19 protein-coding genes and 1 pseudogene are annotated in these 18,877 nt (G+C 60.9%); 9 read left to right on the top strand and 11 right to left on the bottom strand.

Translation table 11 applies throughout. From position 1 onward, the window contains the following. The first annotated feature begins 4 nt into the window (after window positions 1–4). Window positions 5–286 carry a hypothetical protein gene (locus HF916_RS17605; RefSeq protein WP_168789126.1) on the top strand — a complete coding sequence of 94 codons (282 nt, stop codon included), beginning with the start codon at window positions 5–7 and terminating at the stop codon, window positions 284–286. Window positions 287–346: 60 nt separating this feature from the next. On the opposite strand, the gene HF916_RS17600 is transcribed toward HF916_RS17605, so the two are convergent. Beyond that, on the bottom strand, window positions 347–868 hold the full coding sequence (locus HF916_RS17600) for a low molecular weight phosphatase family protein (protein ID WP_168790148.1): 522 nt from the start codon (window positions 866–868) through the stop codon (window positions 347–349). Window positions 869–1,429: 561 nt separating this feature from the next. Between HF916_RS17600 and HF916_RS17595 the strand changes: the two genes are divergently transcribed. Further along, complete coding sequence (locus HF916_RS17595) at window positions 1,430–2,095, top strand: gamma-glutamylcyclotransferase (protein WP_168790147.1); 666 nt, start codon at window positions 1,430–1,432, stop codon at window positions 2,093–2,095. A 4-nt stretch (window positions 2,096–2,099) separates the two neighbouring features. On the opposite strand, the gene HF916_RS17590 is transcribed toward HF916_RS17595, so the two are convergent. Further along, complete coding sequence (locus HF916_RS17590) at window positions 2,100–2,777, bottom strand: J domain-containing protein (protein WP_168790146.1); 678 nt, start codon at window positions 2,775–2,777, stop codon at window positions 2,100–2,102. A 460-nt stretch (window positions 2,778–3,237) separates the two neighbouring features. On the opposite strand from HF916_RS17590, the gene HF916_RS17585 reads away from it, so the two are divergent. The 6 genes and pseudogenes from HF916_RS17585 (at window position 3,238) to HF916_RS17560 (ending at window position 8,773) form a co-directional block, all read left to right on the top strand. Then, entirely contained in the window at window positions 3,238–3,897 is a 660-nt protein-coding gene (locus HF916_RS17585; protein WP_168790145.1) for an NADPH-dependent FMN reductase, read from the top strand. A gap of 324 nt (window positions 3,898–4,221) precedes the next feature. Beyond that, window positions 4,222–4,437 carry a transcriptional regulator gene (locus HF916_RS17580; RefSeq protein WP_012427561.1) on the top strand — a complete coding sequence of 72 codons (216 nt, stop codon included), beginning with the start codon at window positions 4,222–4,224 and terminating at the stop codon, window positions 4,435–4,437. 131 nt (window positions 4,438–4,568) lie between these two features. Continuing rightward, window positions 4,569–5,261 (top strand): annotated as a pseudogene (locus tag HF916_RS17575) (ferritin-like domain-containing protein). After that, entirely contained in the window at window positions 5,242–6,696 is a 1,455-nt protein-coding gene (gene iaaH / locus HF916_RS17570) for an indoleacetamide hydrolase (RefSeq protein WP_168790144.1), read from the top strand. Before HF916_RS17575 ends, iaaH begins: the two are co-directional and overlap by 20 nt. Window positions 6,697–6,744: 48 nt before the next feature. Then, window positions 6,745–7,533, top strand: coding sequence for a CDP-diacylglycerol diphosphatase (locus HF916_RS17565; RefSeq protein ID WP_168790143.1), 789 nt, complete (start codon window positions 6,745–6,747; stop codon window positions 7,531–7,533). A 151-nt stretch (window positions 7,534–7,684) separates the two neighbouring features. Beyond that, a complete protein-coding gene (locus tag HF916_RS17560) occupies window positions 7,685–8,773 on the top strand; it encodes a fatty acid desaturase (RefSeq protein ID WP_168790142.1) in 1,089 nt (362 codons plus the stop codon). A gap of 322 nt (window positions 8,774–9,095) precedes the next feature. Here HF916_RS17560 and gtdA read toward each other — a convergent pair whose 3' ends face one another. Both gtdA and HF916_RS17550 read right to left on the bottom strand, forming a co-directional pair. Then, window positions 9,096–10,157 (bottom strand): gentisate 1,2-dioxygenase, encoded by a 1,062-nt coding sequence (gene gtdA / locus HF916_RS17555; protein WP_240975569.1) that lies wholly within the window; start codon window positions 10,155–10,157, stop codon window positions 9,096–9,098. Further along, window positions 10,150–11,451: an MFS transporter gene (locus HF916_RS17550; protein WP_168790141.1), complete on the bottom strand. Its 1,302-nt coding sequence runs from the start codon at window positions 11,449–11,451 to the stop codon at window positions 10,150–10,152. The genes gtdA and HF916_RS17550 overlap by 8 nt, the downstream gene beginning before the upstream one ends. A 603-nt stretch (window positions 11,452–12,054) precedes the next feature. Here HF916_RS17550 and HF916_RS17545 point away from each other — a divergent pair. Further along, window positions 12,055–12,357, top strand: a complete 303-nt coding sequence (locus tag HF916_RS17545; protein ID WP_168790140.1) for a DUF4148 domain-containing protein — start codon at window positions 12,055–12,057, stop codon at window positions 12,355–12,357. Between the two features lie 59 nt (window positions 12,358–12,416). Here the strand turns inward: HF916_RS17545 and HF916_RS17540 are convergent, their stop codons facing one another. From HF916_RS17540 to HF916_RS17510, 7 genes are all read right to left on the bottom strand, one after another. Beyond that, complete coding sequence (locus HF916_RS17540) at window positions 12,417–12,782, bottom strand: BON domain-containing protein (RefSeq protein ID WP_168790139.1); 366 nt, start codon at window positions 12,780–12,782, stop codon at window positions 12,417–12,419. A 163-nt stretch (window positions 12,783–12,945) separates the two neighbouring features. Continuing rightward, entirely contained in the window at window positions 12,946–14,028 is a 1,083-nt protein-coding gene (locus HF916_RS17535; RefSeq protein ID WP_168790138.1) for a porin, read from the bottom strand. 638 nt (window positions 14,029–14,666) lie between these two features. Next, window positions 14,667–15,623 (bottom strand): LysR substrate-binding domain-containing protein, encoded by a 957-nt coding sequence (locus HF916_RS17530; protein ID WP_168790137.1) that lies wholly within the window; start codon window positions 15,621–15,623, stop codon window positions 14,667–14,669. Between the two features lie 99 nt (window positions 15,624–15,722). Next, the gene (locus HF916_RS17525; protein WP_168790136.1) at window positions 15,723–16,649 is read right to left on the bottom strand and encodes an NADP-dependent oxidoreductase; all 927 of its coding nucleotides are present in this window, start codon (window positions 16,647–16,649) and stop codon (window positions 15,723–15,725) included. A 48-nt stretch (window positions 16,650–16,697) separates the two neighbouring features. Further along, window positions 16,698–17,468: an SDR family NAD(P)-dependent oxidoreductase gene (locus HF916_RS17520; protein WP_240975568.1), complete on the bottom strand. Its 771-nt coding sequence runs from the start codon at window positions 17,466–17,468 to the stop codon at window positions 16,698–16,700. 105 nt (window positions 17,469–17,573) lie between these two features. Continuing rightward, window positions 17,574–18,017: an ester cyclase gene (locus tag HF916_RS17515; RefSeq protein WP_168790134.1), complete on the bottom strand. Its 444-nt coding sequence runs from the start codon at window positions 18,015–18,017 to the stop codon at window positions 17,574–17,576. A 58-nt stretch (window positions 18,018–18,075) separates the two neighbouring features. After that, the gene (locus HF916_RS17510) at window positions 18,076–18,852 is read right to left on the bottom strand and encodes an SDR family NAD(P)-dependent oxidoreductase (RefSeq protein ID WP_168790133.1); all 777 of its coding nucleotides are present in this window, start codon (window positions 18,850–18,852) and stop codon (window positions 18,076–18,078) included. Between the last annotated feature and the right edge of the window lie 25 nt (window positions 18,853–18,877).

Here is an 18,877-nt window from a genome sequence, read left to right as displayed (position 1 = left end):
GATCATGCGCAAATCAATGCTGAAAATCATGCTGGGGTGTATCGCCGCGCTTTCAGTGGCAAGCGGTGCGGCGCTCGCTCAAGGCGGCGGCAACGGCCAGGGCGGCAGCGGCGGAGGCAACGCGCACAGCGCGGCCACCGCGGGCATGACCCATTGGGGCGATCCCGTCTCGAATCCGCTGGATCCGATGCCGGGCACCAGCATGAAAAACATGGATTCGGCCAAGGGCAATCCGCAGCCGATGTCGCCCGGCGACCCAATGAATCCCTCGAAAACCGCGCAGTAACTTTTGCCGGCGTTTCGCCTCAGGCCTGATTCAGACTGAGGCGGCGCCTGCGCAATGTGTTCACGCGTCGCACGTCGTGACGCGCTGCGGCGAGGGGCTCGACGCGGGAATCGTGGCCGTTGCGACAGCGCTGGCCGGCGTAGCGTATTGCGGCAGTTCGATAAACGCGCTCATCTGCCGCACGATTTGCCAGAACACCTTTTCGAACAGGCGCGCGCGCTCGGGCTCGGCGATGTCGTCGGCGAGCGGATCGGCGAAGGTCCAGCTGCACGACGCAGGCTCGCCAGGAAACGCGGGCGCGTGGTGTGCGTCGACGGATTCGTCCAGCGCGACGACGAGGTCCATGCGCGGCGCCCATTCACCGGTGAATTCCAGCCAGCTTTTCGGACTGAGAATGCCGAGGTCCGAGATGCCCGGCCGCAATTGCGCGACCGCGAATGGATGGACCCGCGCGGCCGGTTCCGGCCCCGCGCTGAACGCGTCGAACCGGTGTCCCGCCAGTTCCCGCAACAAAGCTTCGGCAATGATGCTCCGTGCTGAATTCTCGCGACAGAGAAACAGCACCTTATATTTTCTGGTCACGCTTACCCCGTACCCGTGTTTTTTTGTTTGTTTCTGTGTGCAATTCTGCCGGCCCAGTCTTGCGCCCTCGTGACACTACGATGTTCAAATTTGTTGCGCCACGAGAATTTGTACCAGGGCTTGCTCACTCACGGGCACCGCGCGTCGCGCGTGCGCCGAAGTGTACCAACGCAAGCGCCAAGCTTTCATTCAGCCTTCGGTGTAGAGCAAACCGAGATCGGGCATTTCACACCGAAGCGTCGCTCTCGCGTCGGCCGGACACGATGCGGTTGGCCGCGTCGCTTCCGTCGGACGCCGCGGCGGGCGAAGTATAGAACCTCATGGTCTACCAGCCAGGGCGTCATTCCTCACACGGCTGCGGATTCGGTGGTCTCGCATCGCGGCTCGCGGCAAGGACATGGCGCGTTGCGCGCCCGCCGATTGTGCTGCTGCTGGCGACGCACTATTTTTCCCAGACGGATTTATCCCGGCCAGTCCCGCCTTCATACTGGTGCTGACTTTTTATGCGCACGCCATGTCGACCGAGCGCGCGACGCGTCACCCCACGAAGGAAATCACGGGATGCTGAACAGAAACGCCATTAGCTCGGGCGCCTACCTCGAAAGTTTTGAATCGCTGCCCAAGGACATGCTCTGGACGCAGGCGCAGATCGACGCCTCGCTCGCGCATACCATGCGGCAGCGTCCGGGCAACGGCGATGTCTGGGTCTTCGCCTACGGCTCGCTGATGTGGAATCCGATCTCGGACTTCGACAGCCGCCGCATCGCGACCCTGCACGGCTGGCATCGCAGCTTCTGCATCCGTATGATCGCCGGACGCGGCACGCCGCAGCAGCCGGGCCGCATGCTCTCGCTCGAACAAGGCGGCAGCACGCAAGGCGTCGCGTTGCGCCTGTGCGGCGAGACGCTCGAAGAAGAACTGCGCATTCTCTGGATTCGCGAGATGGTCACCGGCGCCTATCGTCCGACGTGGGCGCCGGTCACACTCCAGGACGGCACCGAACTATCCGCGATCGCCTTCGTGGCGGATCACGGGAATTCGCAATACGAAGGCGACGCGCGCGCGCCGCTGATCGCACCGTCGATGGCCGTGGCGACCGGTCTGTTCGGCACGAACGCGGAGTACGTGTTCAAGCTGCAGAGCGCGCTCGCGGACTGCGGCCTTAACGATGCCTATATCGACGAACTCGCCGCCGAGCTGGCACGGATCGCCGGGCAACCGGCGTGATGCGTCAGAGCCGCAAGCCGTTGAGAAACTGGAACCAGAGGCCGCTCAGGGTACCGGCTGGATGTGTGTCGCTGGCGGGTTCTTCGCGCTTGTCCTGCTTCGCGCGGTGAACTGGTGAACCGTGTACGGCGGCATCATCTTTCGCTGAAGTCGCCTCGGTCCTGACCGAACCATCGACACTCTCGGGCGCATCCGCCGCGACTGGTTCAGCCTCGGCCTTCGCCGTTTCGCGGCGCGCGGCCTGCAACGCCGATACGCTGTCCGCGATCTGCGCGGCTCGCCGCGCCTCACATCGACGCCCGAGCAGCACGCCGAACAGCACATCGCGGTTGTGGCCGTCGTCGGCGAAACGCATGGCGAGCGAGACCATCTCCGCGTACGCGGCTTCGTCGGCAGCGCGCGCCGCCGCTTCGCGTTCGGCTTGCGCCTTCTGCTGGCGGGTGTGTTGCGCTTCCCAACCGCGCATCTGCTCGGCGTAGACCGCGTCGTACACCTTGCGCTGCGCGGCGTCGGAGAGGATCGCGTACGCGTCCTTGATTTCCTGGAAGGTGGCGCGCGCGACTTCTTCGGCGCCGCTATTGCGGTCGGGATGCCACTTCATCGCGGCCTTGCGGTAGGCCCGCTTGATTTCTTCGTCCGTGGCGTGCGTGGGCACGCCGAGGGTGTCATAAAGAGTTGCCATTGCTTGTTCGACCTCGCCGTGATTGGCTTTGCGGAGGATCGTAACATGCAAAAAACGGCTTTATCGTGAAGTGGCCCGGTCGCAAGGCTCTCGGTCAGCGGATAAAAAAAGGCCCCACCACTGGCGTGGCGAGGCCGAGTCCCATGTCAAGGAGGTGTCATGGAGGAGACGATTCGATCATAGCCGCGTGTCATCGCGCCCCCAAACAATGGTTCGCCATATGCTTATCCGGCGCGGCTTCAAGTGCATTGCAGTACACGCGGCATAGGCTCCGCGACACCGAAGGCGGCCGCGCCGCCGTTCCGGCAACACGCCGCACGGTTATATCGTTAGAACAAAAAGTCGCTTCGTGCGGCGCCCAGCGCTGATTAAGATAACACTTCAAAGTCCGGTTCGCCCCGGTCCGCCGCGCGCAGCCCCGTGCCGGCGCACCGTGAGCCGCTACCGAAGGAGCATTTCGTTGACCAGTTTCGATCATCATCGCCGGCCGCTCGTCATCGGCATTGGCGGCACGACACGTGCAGCTTCGTCGACCGAGCGCGCGCTCGGCTTCGCGTTGCGCGGCGCGCAGGCCGCCGGAGCGAACACCCGCCTGTTCGGCGGCACCTTCCTGCACAGTCTGCCCCACTACGCGCCGGAGCAGACCCACCGCACGGACGAGCAGCTTGAAGTGATCGAGGCGGTGCGCCATGCGGACGCGCTGATCATCGCCACGCCCGGCTATCACGGCGGCGTGTCCGGTCTCGTCAAGAACGCGCTCGACACGCTCGAGGAATTGCGCGCCGACGAGCGCCCGTATCTGGATGGCCGCGCGGTCGGCTGTATCGTCACGGCGTATGGCTGGCAAGCCGCGGGCTCGGTGCTGACGTCGTTGCGCTCGATCGTCCACGCGTTGCGCGGCTGGCCCACGCCGTTCGGCGCCGGCATCAATACGCTGGAAACGCGCTTCGACACCGTCGACACCTGTTCGGACGAGAAGGTCGTCGATCAGCTCGCCACCGTCGGCCAGCAGGCCGCACAATTCGCGCTGGCGTTCAACGCGCATCGCGTGCCGGACGCCGCGCCGGTCGGCAACGCGCTCAAGGACGCACAACCCGCACGCCTCCTGCACGCGGTTTAAATCCCCTCTTTGCCTACCGTCTCACGACGCCGTGGACCCGCCTGGGCGGCCCACGGCGCGGTCGTTCGCGCGAACCGTGCGGCACATAACAGACCCGTCTTCCGCATCGCCGGATAGTGTGTTTGAACACAGCGAATATGATCCGATCGGGGCTCCTGCACACTTCCCTTCTGATTTGCTTACGACTAAAGATTGGTTCACCCGCTGCGCAGCGCGGCCTAGGCTTGACCTTGCCCGCTGATTTACCGGCCGCGTGACGCTACGGGTTGCGTCCGAGGTGCCGGCCTTTTCGACGCAAGCGGGGCACAACGACTGCCAAAAATCATGAATGCACATATTCGCTACAAGGGTTACGAAGTTGCACCGGCCGCACAACAATTACCCAATGGCCTGTTCGCCGCCAACCTGACCATCGAGAAAACTTCCGCGAATCACGACCAGCATTATTCATTCGACGCGCTCGATTATTTCTTCGACGAAGAGCACGCGCTGGCCTACGCATTCCGCTGGGGACGCATGTGGATCGATAACCACCAGTAAAGTCACCGATCGCGTCATTGGCATCATGTGCGATGGGAGCGGCGCCAGCCGGCTTGCGCCGCTCGGCATCGGTTTTTAGACGGTTGTGCCAGAATGGGCGACGCATCGAGTTCGCCCTCTGTACGCCTGCCATGTCCGACACACTGACAGATGTTGCCGAAGACCGCACCCTACGCCACTGGACATTCCGCGGCCCTGCCCGCGTGAAAATCGGTTCCGAGGCGCACAGGCAGATGTTTTGCCGCATGCTGCCTGAAACCTACATCCCTTCTAAGCCGGCCGTACTCGAATGGCCGCCGTTGCCGCCCGATGCACTCGAACGGCTGTGTTCGCTGCCCATCTGGGACATCGCGAGACCGAAGGCCGCGCGTCGATTGCCGTCCATACCTATGCCGCGCAATTGCGCGATCCCCTGCTGCGCGAAGCCATCACTTTTGTTGTACATCAACTGGGTCGCGTGGTATCGGCGTACCATGCCGCTCTGGCGCAGACCGTGGCACTCGCTGCGCGTGGCCGCGATCAGGGTGGTGCTGGTCTGGCAGCGCTTCGCGATCGCGAGAGGCATCGACGCGCAAGGCACCGCGCACGATTCGAATTTTCTGCTCGCGAACAGTGGGGTAATTGGTGAAGCCATGAATGCGCGCGACTTGTTCACGCTCTGCCTCGCGGAAAACGACCGGCGCATGAGCGGTTACGATGCGAGACTGCTGCGGCCCAGGCTGGTGCCCACGCAGCCGCGCTTCGCACTGCGCTTCATGAAACCCTCGCGCCGGGACACCCCATCAGGACAAGGAGACGCCGGCCATGACATGGACCGTCGATGAACAACTCGCGTTGACCGCCACCGAAGCCGTCGCCGCGATCCAGTCAGGCCGCCTGAATGCCGCCGACTACGTGGCCACCTTGCTCGCACGCGCGGCGGCGCTCTCGAGCCTCAATGCGCTCACCGCGCTCGACCTCGACGGCGCGCTCGCCGCCGCGCGGCGCATCGACGCATTGCCCGCAGCCGAGAAGGCTCGCTTGCCGCTCGCGGGTTTGGCCATAGTCGTGAAGGACAACATCAACACGGCGGGCATGCAGACCTCGGCGGGCACACCGGCGCTCGAGGGCTTCATACCGAAGACCAATGCGCCCTCCGTCCAGCGCCTTATCGACGCCGGCGCGATCGTGCTCGGCAAGGCCAACATGCATGAACTGGCGTTCGGCATCACGAGTACGAACCTCGCCACGCATGCCGGCCCGGTGCGCAATCCCTACGATCCCAGGCTGATTCCTGGCGGCTCGTCGGGCGGCACCGCCGCGGCGATTGCCGCTCGCATCGCGCCCGCGGGTCTCGGCACCGACACCGGCGGCTCGACTCGCATTCCGGCCGCGTTGACGGGCACGGCGGGGTTTCGTCCGTCAGTCGGCAACGGCGGCGCCGAACGGCGCTATCACGATCCAGACGCCGTGGTGCCGATCAGCCATACGCGCGACACCGTCGGGCCGATGGCACGCACCGTCGCCGATATCGCGCTGCTCGACGGCGTGATCACCGGTGCCGGCGCATTGCCAACCGTCGCGTTGAGCGGCTTGCGCATCGGCTTGCCCGCGCCGCTGTGGGAAGGACTCGAACGCCAGGTGGAAGACGTCGCACGGACCGCGTTGAAGAGACTCGAAGCGGCCGGCGTGGTGTTCGTGCCGGTGGCGATGAGCGATCTGGACGATCTGAACGGCATGGTGGGCGGCCCGATCGCAATCCATGAGCCGCGCGACGACGTGCCCGCCTGGCTCGTCGCCAACGACGCGCCCGTCAAAACCATCGTCGAATTGGCGGCCCGCATTGCCAGCCCGGACGTGCGCGCGATTTACGACGGCGTGCTCGACGATGTGCTCGGCGACCGCTACGAGGCGGCGCTGAATCATTGGCGGCCGCGCTTGCAGCAGTATGTGGCCGCGACGTTCGCCGACGAGCGCCTCGATGCGCTGCTGTTTCCGACCACGCGCCTCGCCGCCGTGCCGATCGACGACGTGAACGGCTCGTCGACGGTCTCGATCGACGGTTCAGAGCCGATCGACACCATGGATGCATTCCTGCGCAACACCGATCCGGCCAGCACCTCGGGCATTCCGGGGCTCTCGCTGCCGGCGGGCATGACCGCGAGCGGCTTGCCGGTCGGACTCGAACTGGACGGCCCGCTCGGCGAAGACCGGCGCCTGCTGGCGATCGGCATTGCTTTCGAGCAGCTTCTCGGCGTGCTGCCGGCGCCCACGCTTTGATACCGCAGCCACCTTCACAACACCTCTAAAAACTCAACCAATCCGCCGATGAAAACATCAACGCCCGCTCTCCCGCAGCGGGCCCTCTTACGCCACGGCACGCGAGTCGCTGCGGCGTTGGCCCTCGCGTTGGCCGCCAGCGCATGCGCGCGCCTCGCCGCGGTCGACTCGAACGCGCTGTGGAAAATCGTCGATTTGCGTTGCGTGCCGTCGCAGCAGGCAACCGGCACGCCGGGTCAATGCACGTTTGTCGACCTGAACAAACGCTACGCTATCCTGAAGGATATCGTCGGACGCTCGCAGCACCTGTTGATTCCGACCGATCGCATCACCGGTATCGAAAGCCCGCTCGTGCTCGCGCCGCATGCACAGGATTACTGGGTGGACGCCTGGGACGCGCGGACCTACGTGGAGAAGTCGGTCGAACGCTCGCTGCCCGACAATCAACTCGGCCTAGAAATCAACTCGCAATATCGCCGCACGCAGAACCAGTTGCATATTCATATCGATTGCATGCGCGCCGATATCAGCGAAGCGCTCGCGCGTCACGCCAAAGATTCGCCGGATGAATGGCGCTGGGAGACACTCGACGGTAATCGCTACCGCATCATGCGCGTGACCTCGCTTGGCGCAGCTGACAACCCGTTTCGCATCGTCGCGCGGGACAATCAGGGCGCGGCGGCGATGGCCGGGCAAACCATCCTCGTGACGGGCGCGGGGCCGTCCGCCGACAAGGACGGCTGGTTGATCGTGAACAGCGGGATCGACGTGGACAACGGCAGCGGCTCGGCTGAAGGTCTCCAGGATCACGCCTGCCGCGTGGCGGACGCGCCCTGAGCGCCTGACCAATAAGGCCGGAAGGCGCGCCGGCGCTTAGGCCCGCCCGCCTTTTCACGTTTTCACAGATGCATTGCTGAACAAATTGGTTCTGGCAACGCGCGCGGGTCCGTAGGATCGGTCTGAACCTGCATTCCGACCGATCCTGTCAATGGCGATTTATCTCGACGACACGCAACGCAACACACTCGCCCGCATGGCGACAAGCTGGACATGGCGCACGCAATGGCCGACCTGGGCGCTAATCATAACGATCTATGGGGGATGGTTCGGCGTGGCGACCCATGCGCGCGAACTTGGCCTGCCGTTCACCACGCTCCTGCTCGCTGTGCTCGGCACGTGGTACATGTCGTTGCAACATGAACTGCTGCACGGTCATCCCACGCGCTCGCCGCTCGTCAACGCCCTGCTCGGTTTCGCGCCGCTCGCCGTGTGGTTTCCGTATGGCATCTATCGCGATTCACATCTTCAGCATCACGACGATCCGCATCTGACGCATTCCGAGCGCGACCCCGAAAGTTACTTCGTCAGCGCGCTCGTATGGCGACGCACAGGTTGGGCGATTCGCGCGCTGCTGACCTTCCGTAATACGTTTATCGGCCGCCTGCTTGTCGGTCCGGCGTTCGCCATCGCCGCAACGGGCGTGGATGCGCTGCGTAAGATCAAAAGCGGCGATTGGCGCGATGTCCCGGTGTGGCTCGCGCACTTCGCCGCCGTCGCCGTGCTCGCGGCCTGGCTGCAACATGCGTGCGGAATCCCGGCGTGGGTCTTTATCGTCGGTGCGGGTTATGGAGCCCTGTCGTTGGGTTCGATCCGTTCGTTTCAGGAACATCGCGAGGCGCAAGCGCATGAGCATCGCACCGTCATTAACGAAGCCGCGTGGTTCTGGCGTCTGCTCTTTCTGAACAACAACTACCATCTCGTTCATCATGACTTGCCTCATGTACCGTGGTTTGCACTCCGGGACGTCTATGAAACGTCCCGCCAGCAATACATAGAGCGCTCAGGGGGCTTTCTCGTACGGGGCTACAGCGAGTGGTTGAGGCTTTACGCATTCGCTTCGGTTGCGCATCCGGTGCATGGCAATCTGCCCGATTTCATCCAGAGTGATCCGCCTGTTTCCGCCAGCTTTGCAGGTAAATTGCGGGAAAAATTCATGGTAGTTATCCGTCGAGGAGAACTCCGTGAAGCGAACCTGTCCGCTCCTACTGAACGCCAGGCCGCAAGACAAGCCCTATAAGCGCCGTGATCGCGCTCCAGGTATCCGCGGGTGCCGGTCTCGGGTTCGAAGGTGGGGAAATTTGACTGCCCGCTGGATGGCAAAGATTGCAGTTATACCCTTGGGCGATTCCCCTGATCGGTCGATAAGCGAGGCCGCCAACGTCGCAACGATGTGGCCAGGGTGGTGGCGTCCGGCATTCACTCCAAGGCCTATGAAAAGCAGCTGCAACTGCGGACGATCACCCACAACAAGAACATCGTTTGGGCCGTCTGCGAGGACTGACCATATGCCTTTTCGAGATCAAATTCGCCACGACGCGGCGCACGTTACCGGAGGCGATTCAGGCCGCGCCCCTTTCCTCCTTGAACAGATGGAGCGCCTCCTGTATGGGCCGGTCGGAAAACGAGAACAAGACGCTGTCCTCGTCAGCCTCGTGCTGAACGTGATGCCACGACGGGACGACAAAGATATCTCGCTTGCTCCATTCCACGGTGACGTCGTTTCCGATCCGACTACGGCCCCGCCCTTCGATAGGCACAAAGACCGTAGCGTCGGTTGAACGGTACGCCTCCGTCGAAAACCCCTTGGGCAGCAACTGCGTGAAGGTAGCCATCGTCGCCATCGCATACTTTCCATTGTTTGGGTTGACGTATTTCATCTTCAGCCCATGACAGGGATCCCAGGCGTTCGCGCGGCGCATCCGCTCCAGCGCTTCGCGTGTCCGCCCATACGGATAGTTAAAGATGGGCGAGGTCCCGCCGGCAGGACGATGGTCTACCGGAAGCAGATTGGCTCCGTAGCGGACGTCACTGTCGCCGACGGGGCGTGTAATCGATTGTTCGTCCTCGCCGAGATGCTCGGCAAACGAAGCGTCCACAAACTGCACCACCGGTATGTCCAGACCGTCCAGCCAGATAATCGGCCGGTCGCTTTCATTGCCATGATCGTGCCACGCCATCGGCGGCGTGATAATGAAATCCCCTTCGTTCATCATTGTGCGTTCGCCATTCACCGATGTGTGAGCGCCAGCGCCTTCCATCACAAAACGAAGCGCCGTCTGCGCGTGACGGTGCGCGGGCGCGATCTCGCCGGGAAGGACAAGTTGCACCCCCGCATACAGATCGGTCGTGATCTTCGATTCACCACGCAGGCCGGGGTTCTCTAGCACGAGCACGCGCCGCTCGGCTTCCTTTGCCGTAATGATGTCGCCGGCCTCCATCATGGCCGCGCGGACGTCTGCGAAACGCCAGTGTGCCGGCACGCATTTGCTCCGCGGCTCGGGCGTAATCAGGTCATTCAGCGACGTCCAAAGCGGCGCGAGGTTCTTCTGGCCGATCCGTTCGTAAAAAGCCTCACGCTCGGGCGTCTCCATCACACGCAGCTTGTCAGAGTTATCAGGCATCGTTTCCCTCGTCCTTTTCCGACTCAATCCCGCGTTTATTGAAAATCCGCGCAGGAGCTGTTTCCTTTAACGCCGCGACTGCAATGGCTCCAGCGCAGATTGTCCAAAGCGGCATAGTCACCGCATGCTCGATGCCGAAATGTTTGGCCAGATAGCCTGCATACGCCGGTGCCACGCCGCCGCCAAAGACTTCCCCAATACCGATGATCATGCCCGATGCCGTGGACATCAGTTGAACCGGCACGGCTTCCGCCGCGACCGGACCAACGGTCAGTGTGATCAGGCTGTACAGACAACCCATGGCGATCATCAGGCAGATGAACAACGGAACCGGCGACGCTCCGGTTCGCAGGAAAATCCAAAGCGACAGAAATACGCCCGCCGCGGAAAACAGCATGACGGGTTTGCGGCCGACGCGGTCTGAAAGTGCCGGCAGCACGAGAGCCCCGATCGCCCCGCCAAAGCCCAGCGAGGAAAGAATGAAACCCATCTGCTGCATATCCAGATGCAGATAGTCGACAAGATAGTTGGGAAACAACGCAGCAATGACGATCTGGCACGCGAGCCAACACAACATGCAAATGATGCCGAGCGGCACATTGCGATAGCGAAACACCTCATACCAGCGATGCTGAGCAGCATCGTGTGTCATGGTGTGCTTCGCAATTTCCATCGGTGACGGCCGGCGTAACACCCGTTGCGCGAAGAACGCTACGATGAGACCCGGAAATGCCACCAGCAGGAAAATCCAGGGCCAGCTCATCACCTTGAGAAGTTGCGTCACCACGATCGGGGTGAGACCAAGCCCGAGAAGCGCTGGCATCATTTGCTGAATCCCGACGTTGCGTCCGTGCCGGCTCGGTGGCGACGCATCCATCGTTGCAATTATGCTAGCAGGCGTGAAGGCACCCTCAGCTACCCCCATGAATGCCCGGATGGCAATCAGGCTGCCGACCCCCGTCGCGAGTCCGCCAAGACCCGCCAGCAACGAAAATCCGATCATGGCCGGTACGATGACTCTCTTGAAGCCGATCCGGTCTGAGAGATTTCCTGTCAGTAGTGCCGACAAGCCCCATGCGAGCGCCAATGCTCCCGTGATATGCCCAAGGTCCTGATAGTCGAGCTTCAAATCGTGCATCAGTACTGGCATCAACGGCACAATCAGGAAGCGATCTATGCCGACGAGCCCCATGCCGATGGCCATCAGCATGACAGCTTTCCATTCATAGCTTTTTGACGACTCAACGTGCGACGGCGCTACCGTTGAGGGCGCCAGCGGAGGGGTGACGTTCATTCGAAGTCCTTCTGGTTGGATGGCATCGCACGTTCGAACGCCGGCATTGCCAGAGCCGCATTCGAAATTCGCTGCGCGAGTGGGAAAGGGGTCATGGCGAGATCGAAATTAAGGGCGTTAATCACTTGAGGAACGCTATTAAGGATTGGTACAACCGATGTATAGCGGATGACTTTGGCAGCGTGGCAAAGCCCCTCGCGAATCTGGACGCGCTCTTGTGATATGCGTGAGCGGCTACGCCCGTCGCCGGAAGTTCATCGATCATCCTTGTCTCCTGCTCGATTTTGCGTTGTTACTCACTATCGACGCCGCCGTGATCGCTGTCCAACGATAAAAATCGACTGCATGATCTCAATAAGTGATTACCAGTCAGACGGGTTCAACGCGCATTTCCATGTTAATTTCGCAACGCTAAGTATCTTCAAGATCCGTTGGACACAAAGGATTCGAATTACCCGATCTGGCGTTCAATTTGAGTCGAACCCGCAACGATCTTTCCTGGCAAAACATGATGCGAAATAGTGGTAATCCCTATTACACTACGATCACTGACTGCGGACACGGACGTCTGTAGCGCGAAATCAACCCATCAAGGCTGCCTCCATGAATTCCCTTTTCAACACGCTAATCGTCGCCTCAGTTCTGGCCGTTCCGGTTCTGTCCTTTGCTCAGCAATCTTCGTCGCCTGTCACGCGCGCTCAGGTGCGTGCAGAACTCGGCCAACTCGAGGCCGCTGGATTTAAGGGTGCTTCCACGGGTCCTTACTACCCCGCGAACCTTCGGGCTGCGGAGGCTCGGGTCGCCCGGCAAAATGTCGCCGGTCAAGCAACATCCAATAACTACGGTCCGTCGACCAGCGGTTCGTCGCAATCCGGCCAGCCGGGAGTTTCGGCGAACGTGCAATAGACGGACTACGACCATTCAAAGCCAGGGCCGTTGCACGGCAAGCAACGGCCGGTTCGCGATTACCGCTCTATGGCATATACGCTGAGCCGATTGTCCACTGAAGAGACTCCAGGCACACTCTTGGCGATCTCTCCCGCGCGATCCACCTGATCACTCTTCGGCACAGAACCAGACAACGTTATCGCGCCGCCTTTCGCGTAGACGAACAACTGCGTCATGTCGATCCCGTTTGCCTTCGCCATTGCAGTTCGCACATTTTTGGCGAGCTTACGATTAGCGGCCCTGATTGATTTTGCGCTCGGTGCGCCACCCGCAGCCGCCGACGCGACCACCGCACCGCTATTGCCGTCCTGCGCAAATGTCGCCAACGGTGCAACGGCAACTGACAACGCGACCACCAATCCAATCTGTACGATTGTTCTCATTTTGCTTTTCACTATGTTAGAGATGTTTGAGGCCTGCTTGGATACACGCAGCAACTTTTGCGAGTCAATGGCGGTATCTTCCGTCAGGCAGACACCGCCACAGCAGCGCCTTCCCCGACACAGATCGCCTTTCGACAAGCGGCCGGCCTGACGTCTTTTAGCCTTAGAACGAATGCCGCACACCAACCTGCACACCGGTCTGGCTACCGTCTGCAGACGCGGTCCGATAGGCAGCAGACGTGCCGTTGTACGAGTCGAAGTTCAGCGCCGAATGACGCGAATAGCCCACTACCACGTATAGATCGGTGCGCTTTGATAGCAGGTAATCGCCGATGGCCATGATCTGCTGGGGGCTGGCCGGCCTTGTCACCTCGCCATTAGCTCCAGTTGCCGTCTGAATGCGGTCGTAGTAGTACGCAAGGGTCAGGATCTTGTCGACGGCAATTAGGTAGCGTGTGGCCACCCAGAAGTAATCGTCGCGTGCGGCGTACCCGGCGAGCGGATCGTTCTTTCCATACCGGTACCCTCCCATGAACTTGAGCGCGGCGGTTGAATAGGTGATCCCGATAGCCGCCTTTTCGAACCGCGCATAGTTGCTGCCAATACCCTCTGAGCGGTGAAGGTTGTCGTATCCCAAGCTAACAGAGAGCGTGCCGTTATCGTATGAAGCAGCGCCACCGTAACCCGAACCATTCGAGAACTGCCCTGCAAGGTTGCTAAAGGAATAGTGTCCCGTCAGCGTCACCGGTCCGAAAGCGTTTTTGTACTTGACGACATTGCTCTCCCAAAGATTTGAACCGACTTCCGCAACGACCGGCTCGTACGTACCCGACAGGTCCGTCGGCGACGACGGGTAAAGTGCATCCACGAGCGACGTGTACTGTCTACCAAAGCGAAGCGTGCCAGCCTTCGGCGACGTCAGACCGACCCACGCGCTACGACCAAAAAACTCTTGCATCAAAGCGCCGTTAGGAACCAGAAATCCGCTCTCTACCTGGAATTCCGCCTTCAGACCACCTCCGAGGTCCTCATTGCCAGTCAGACCCCAGCGTGAGCCACCCGAACGAGCTCCGTCCGCCATTGACCAGCGATTGCCGGTGGTCCCAGACTGGCCGGGATTGATTGGCCAATGATTGGTGAACTCGATTGCGGTGTCGAGAATGCCATAGAGCGTTACGCTCGATTCAGCATGCCCACAAACCGCAAACGTCCCGGCCACCAGGCCGGCGAACATCTGCCTCTTCATCAAAAGTCCCCTCCGTTTAGAATTGCCATCTCGAAACTCTCTGTATCCCCACGTATTCGTGTTTTTTTAGCGGGCATTCTTTCCGTAGCGTGGAAGCTGCGGGCGCCTTGTTTTTCAGACGAAGGCAAACAGCAAAACGTGAATCCAGTCGCACGCTCATCAACCGATTAAACGGTATGTTTTTATTTAGTATGACTACCAATAAAGAAGGCGATTTTTCGTGCACGTAAAAGATGGGTTATCTGTGCTTCCTTTTTATGACTTTGGGTTACCCCCACCGCCTGCCATGCAGGCCGCGCCCCACTATCGCTGCAAATCCTGCGTTTCGCATCGGAGCAAGTAGGCCAAACTGTCATCGCGATGCGCATCCGCTTCAATTTCTGGCATAAGAATTCTCCTGGACACTGAAAGATGCCGGTAGCTAAGTGTTGGTGATTTTTTTTGCGCTGATGGTTCAGGTCAGAACCGATGCGTCAATCGCGGAAAGGCTTCAGAACTTTGTTGGCTCCGCATTTGCGTTTCGCATTGCTGCCAACTATCGAGGTTCCGGTGATCACTGTCTAACGATTAAAAATAACTACGCGATCTCGATACCTGATCACCGGCATCCGAAATTCGGAGAACAGATCCGATATGTTCTATCGGGCTTGCGGTTCGAGAAGCATCTGGCCGGCGATCCCGGTTGCGATCTCACGGAAGTTCGCGACCGCCGGATTGTCCGTGCTGGGATTCCATGCTGCGATCAGTTCATAAGGCGTGAGCAGTTCGTCGAGCGGTATGTAGATGACGTCGAGTTGCTGGACGCGAGCAACCCACTGCGGTACCAGCGTAACGCCGAGGCCCGCGCTAACGAGCGCGAGGAGAGTGTGAAGCTGTTCGGCCTCCTGGACGATTCGAGGTGCGAACCCGGCCAAAGCGCAGCACGCAACGATGATTTCCAGAATCCGGCTGTTCATCCTGCGGGGAAACAGCACAAACGGCTCGATGCCTAGTTCGACAATTGAGAGCGTCGGCCGTACGGCGAGCGGATGGCCCTGGGGGATGGCCGCCACCAAAGGGCCTGCGGCAAGTTCCGCAGACTTGAGAGCATGACCAGGCGACGGCGAGGGCATGATCCCTATATCGATGGTTGATGTTCGAATCGCCTCGATCTGCGCGCTTCGATCGAGCGGATGCAGCGTCAATTCGACTTGCGGCCACCTCTGGCGAAAGTCCCGGAGTATCGGCGGCAGAATGGACCACAGGACGTTATCAACAAAGCCGATCGCTAGCCTCCCGACCGTACCATCGGCCGACGCACGCGCACGACGCATCGCTTCATCCGCCCGACGCAACAGATCGCGCGCTTCAGGTAAGAATATCTCGCCGGGGACCGTGAGCCGAACGTTGTGGCGTGAACGCTGCAGCAGCGAAAATCCGAGCTCTTCTTCAAGTAGTTTCACCTGATGGCTCACCGCTGACTGCACGACGTGCATACGCTGTGCGGCCCGGCCGAAATGCAACTCTTCGGCGACTGCCGTGAAATACCGAAGTCTACGCAGGTCCATGATGAAAGAGCGCCATAAGGTTACGAAAGTCCCATCGAAGTTCCGCACCTTCAGGCGCTTTCCTCACGAGGGTGAACCTTGGCCAGTCGACGGCGGCCCGCCAGACAATTTACGGAAGCCGTGCCTCCGTAGACCGGCCAATCGGGATTATCGGGTCGCGTCGAGCACGAGCTTGCCGCGCGCATGACCGGTCAGGTTTTTTTGCAAGGCATCGGCGGCACGCGACAGCGGAAAGACCGTCTCGACTTCGACCATGAGTTCACCCGAGTCAAAGAGTGCCGCGATTGCAGTCAACTGCTTGCCGTCGGAGCGGGTGCCGAAATGCTTCCCTAGCACACCACCCAACTTGGCGCGCTCGGCGTCTGGCGGGCTCACCGGCGACACCAGGATGCCGCCAGGTTTTAGCAACGACCAGGAGCGATCCTGCGTTTCGCCGCCAACCAGATCCAGGACGATGTCCACGGACGACACGCTCTGTTCGAAGCTTTCCCTCCGGTAGTCGATGACCTGCATCGCACCTAGCTGTCTGACGTAGTCGAGATTGCCGGACGACGCCGTTCCGATGACCTCCGCGCCGGCGATTCTGGCCAACTGCACCGCCATACTGCCAACGCCGCCCGCCGCGCCATGAACCAGGACGCGCTGACCCGGCTTGATATCAGCGTGCTCGTGCAACGCCTGCCATGCGGTCAACGCTGCCGCCGGCACTCCTGCCGCTTCAAGCAATGAAAGTTTTTTTGGCACTGACGCCAGGCGTGCAGCAGAGGCCACCACCTTGGTGGCGTACCCGCCGACGATGCCGATGAAACCGAAGACTTCGTCCCCCACAGCGAAGTCCGTGACCCCAGCGCCCAGCCCCGAAATCTTTCCCGACACTTCGACGCCAGGTGAGTAAGGCAGTGACAGCGGCAGGAAGGCTTTCATCCTGCCCTCCAGGATTTTCCAATCGACCGGATTGACGCCGCTCGCCGCGACGTCGATCAATACTTCGCCCTCGCCGGGGACGGGGTCAGGGATATCTTCAAGCGTCAAACGCTCGGGCCCGCCGTAGGCGTGGGCACGTATAGCTTTCATGGGTAACTCCTGATTGAACGACCGTACATATACAGCCGCCCTGACGTATCAAATGACCGAAAGCAGGCCGCCATCGACGAGCAGGGCGATACCGGTGACATAGCTCGACATGTCCGAACCGAGCCACGCAACGGCGTCGCCTATTTCTGACGGCTTTCCCAGGCGGCGCAGCGGAGTGCGTTGCCGAAAACCTTCCGAGGCTGCGGCAATGCCGGGATTCGTGCGTAGCAAATGCGTGTCGATCGTGCCGGGGCAGATCGCGTTGACGCGGATGCCGTCGGGCCCGAGCGCATCCGCCAGGGCCTTGGCCATCAGCACGACGCCCCCCTTGCTCGTGGAATAAGCGACGGTCATTCCCGCGCCCGCGATGCCTCCCATGCTCGCCATCAACACAATGCTGCCTGGCTTGCCACGCGCCTTCATCTGGCGCGCCGCCGCTTGCGCGCCAAAAAGCACGCCGTCAAGATTGACCGCCATCAACTTCCGGTAGTCGCTTTCGGCCACCTCGGGACCATCCTCACGCAGCGTGATGCCGGCGTTGCAAACCATCACGTCGACTCCGCCGAACTCGTCCGACGCGTCGACCAGCGCGTCGACTTCCGCGTGCTGCGTCACGTCGGTGCGCTGAAACCGTGTGGGCACACCCAGTGCTTCAATCTCGCTGATGGTCGATGTACCGCCCTCGTGCGGAGTCTCCGTGACGTCTGAGACGATCACGGCCTTCGCTCCATGCCGCGCCGCACTAATCGCAATGGCTCGACCAATTCCGCTGGCTGCACCTGTGACCAGTACGACCTTGTCTTTGAGAACATCGCTCACTTTGGTATCCTTATAAATAAGTAAGATTGACTGCATGCACTGGCCCGGCGATCTACCGATGCGTAGCGGGCATCACGGCGTCGCTGTGCAGACGCGGGCTATTGTTCACGCCTTCGTCCCGCCTGCAGGAAACGCACCGAGTTGCTGCATCAGCAAGAACAGGTTAGCCACGCCCCAGTGCTCTACGATCTTGCCGCTGCGCACGCGCATCGCGTCGACTGTTTCAAAATGGATCTTTCGACCGGTGGGCGGCACGCCAAGGAAGGTGCCTTCGTGTGTGCCGTGATACGTCTTGTAGGTGGTCACCAGATCCCCGTCGGCAACCTGCCAATGGATGTTCGCGTGGAAATCGGGGAATGCGGCACGCAGCACGTGGTAGAGGGCGCGTGCACCGTCCTTGTCTGGAGTGCAATTCGGCTGCGGCGTATGGTCGACGAAATCGTCCGCGAACAATTCTTCGAATACGTCGAAGTTGCCGCCCCCTTGTACCTCTTCGGTATTGCGACGAACTACAGCCTTTGCTTCTTCGCTTGCGTTGCTATGGGCCATGTCATGCTCCAAAATGGTTGAAATGCGAGTTTTTCAGTTCACAACTCATACGGATCAGTCACGGCAACTCGAAGCCGCCGATAGTCATCCCTCCGTCGACCACCAGCATCTGCCCGATCACGTAACTCGCCGCCGACGAGCAGAGCCAGACTGCCGCGGCAGCCACCTCGGCCGGTTGGGCACCACGTTTTGCCGGGATCGCGGTGCGAGCAAGTTCGGCGAAGGCCGGGTTCTGCGCACTGTTCTCGACCACCATCGGCGTTTCGGTCCATCCGGGGGCCAATGCGTTGACGCGAATGCCGTGAGCAGCGTTTTCCATCGCCGCAACGCGGGTCAGACCATGGACGCCATGCTTCGATGCCGCGTAGGCGCTCATCCCACCAGGGCCAGTCAGCGCGGCGACGGACGCCGTATTGCAGATGGCGCCGCCACCGCTTCGCTTCATCAGCGGTAACTGGTACTTCATGCCGAGGAACACACTGCGAAGATTGACCCTGAGTACCTTATCAAAGTCGTCCGTGGGGTAATCCTCGATCCTGTAAGTTCCGCCCGTGATCCCGGCATTGTTGAACGCCGCATCAAGTCGACCCGCATCCCTTTCTATACGTGCGAGGAACGCGCAAACATCTTCTTCGCTTGCCACGTCGACCCGTGCGATGGCAGCCTTTCCGCCGGCCCTGACGATCAGATCCTCGGTTTCTTTAAGCCCCTGCTCATTGATGTCGGCTGCGTAGACGTACGCGCCGCGGCTGGAGAAGGCACGTGCGGCATCTCGGCCGATACCGGAGCCAGCGCCCGTCACGAGTACGACTTTTCCGTTGAAATCCTCAGTCATGATGATCCCTCATACGGCATCTTTA

The sequence above is a fragment of the Paraburkholderia aromaticivorans genome, assembly GCF_012689525.1.
Lineage (GTDB): Bacteria > Pseudomonadota > Gammaproteobacteria > Burkholderiales > Burkholderiaceae > Paraburkholderia > Paraburkholderia aromaticivorans_A.
The sequence above is the reverse complement of the archived record's forward strand: the minus strand, read 5'-3'. Positions and strand labels throughout refer to the sequence as shown.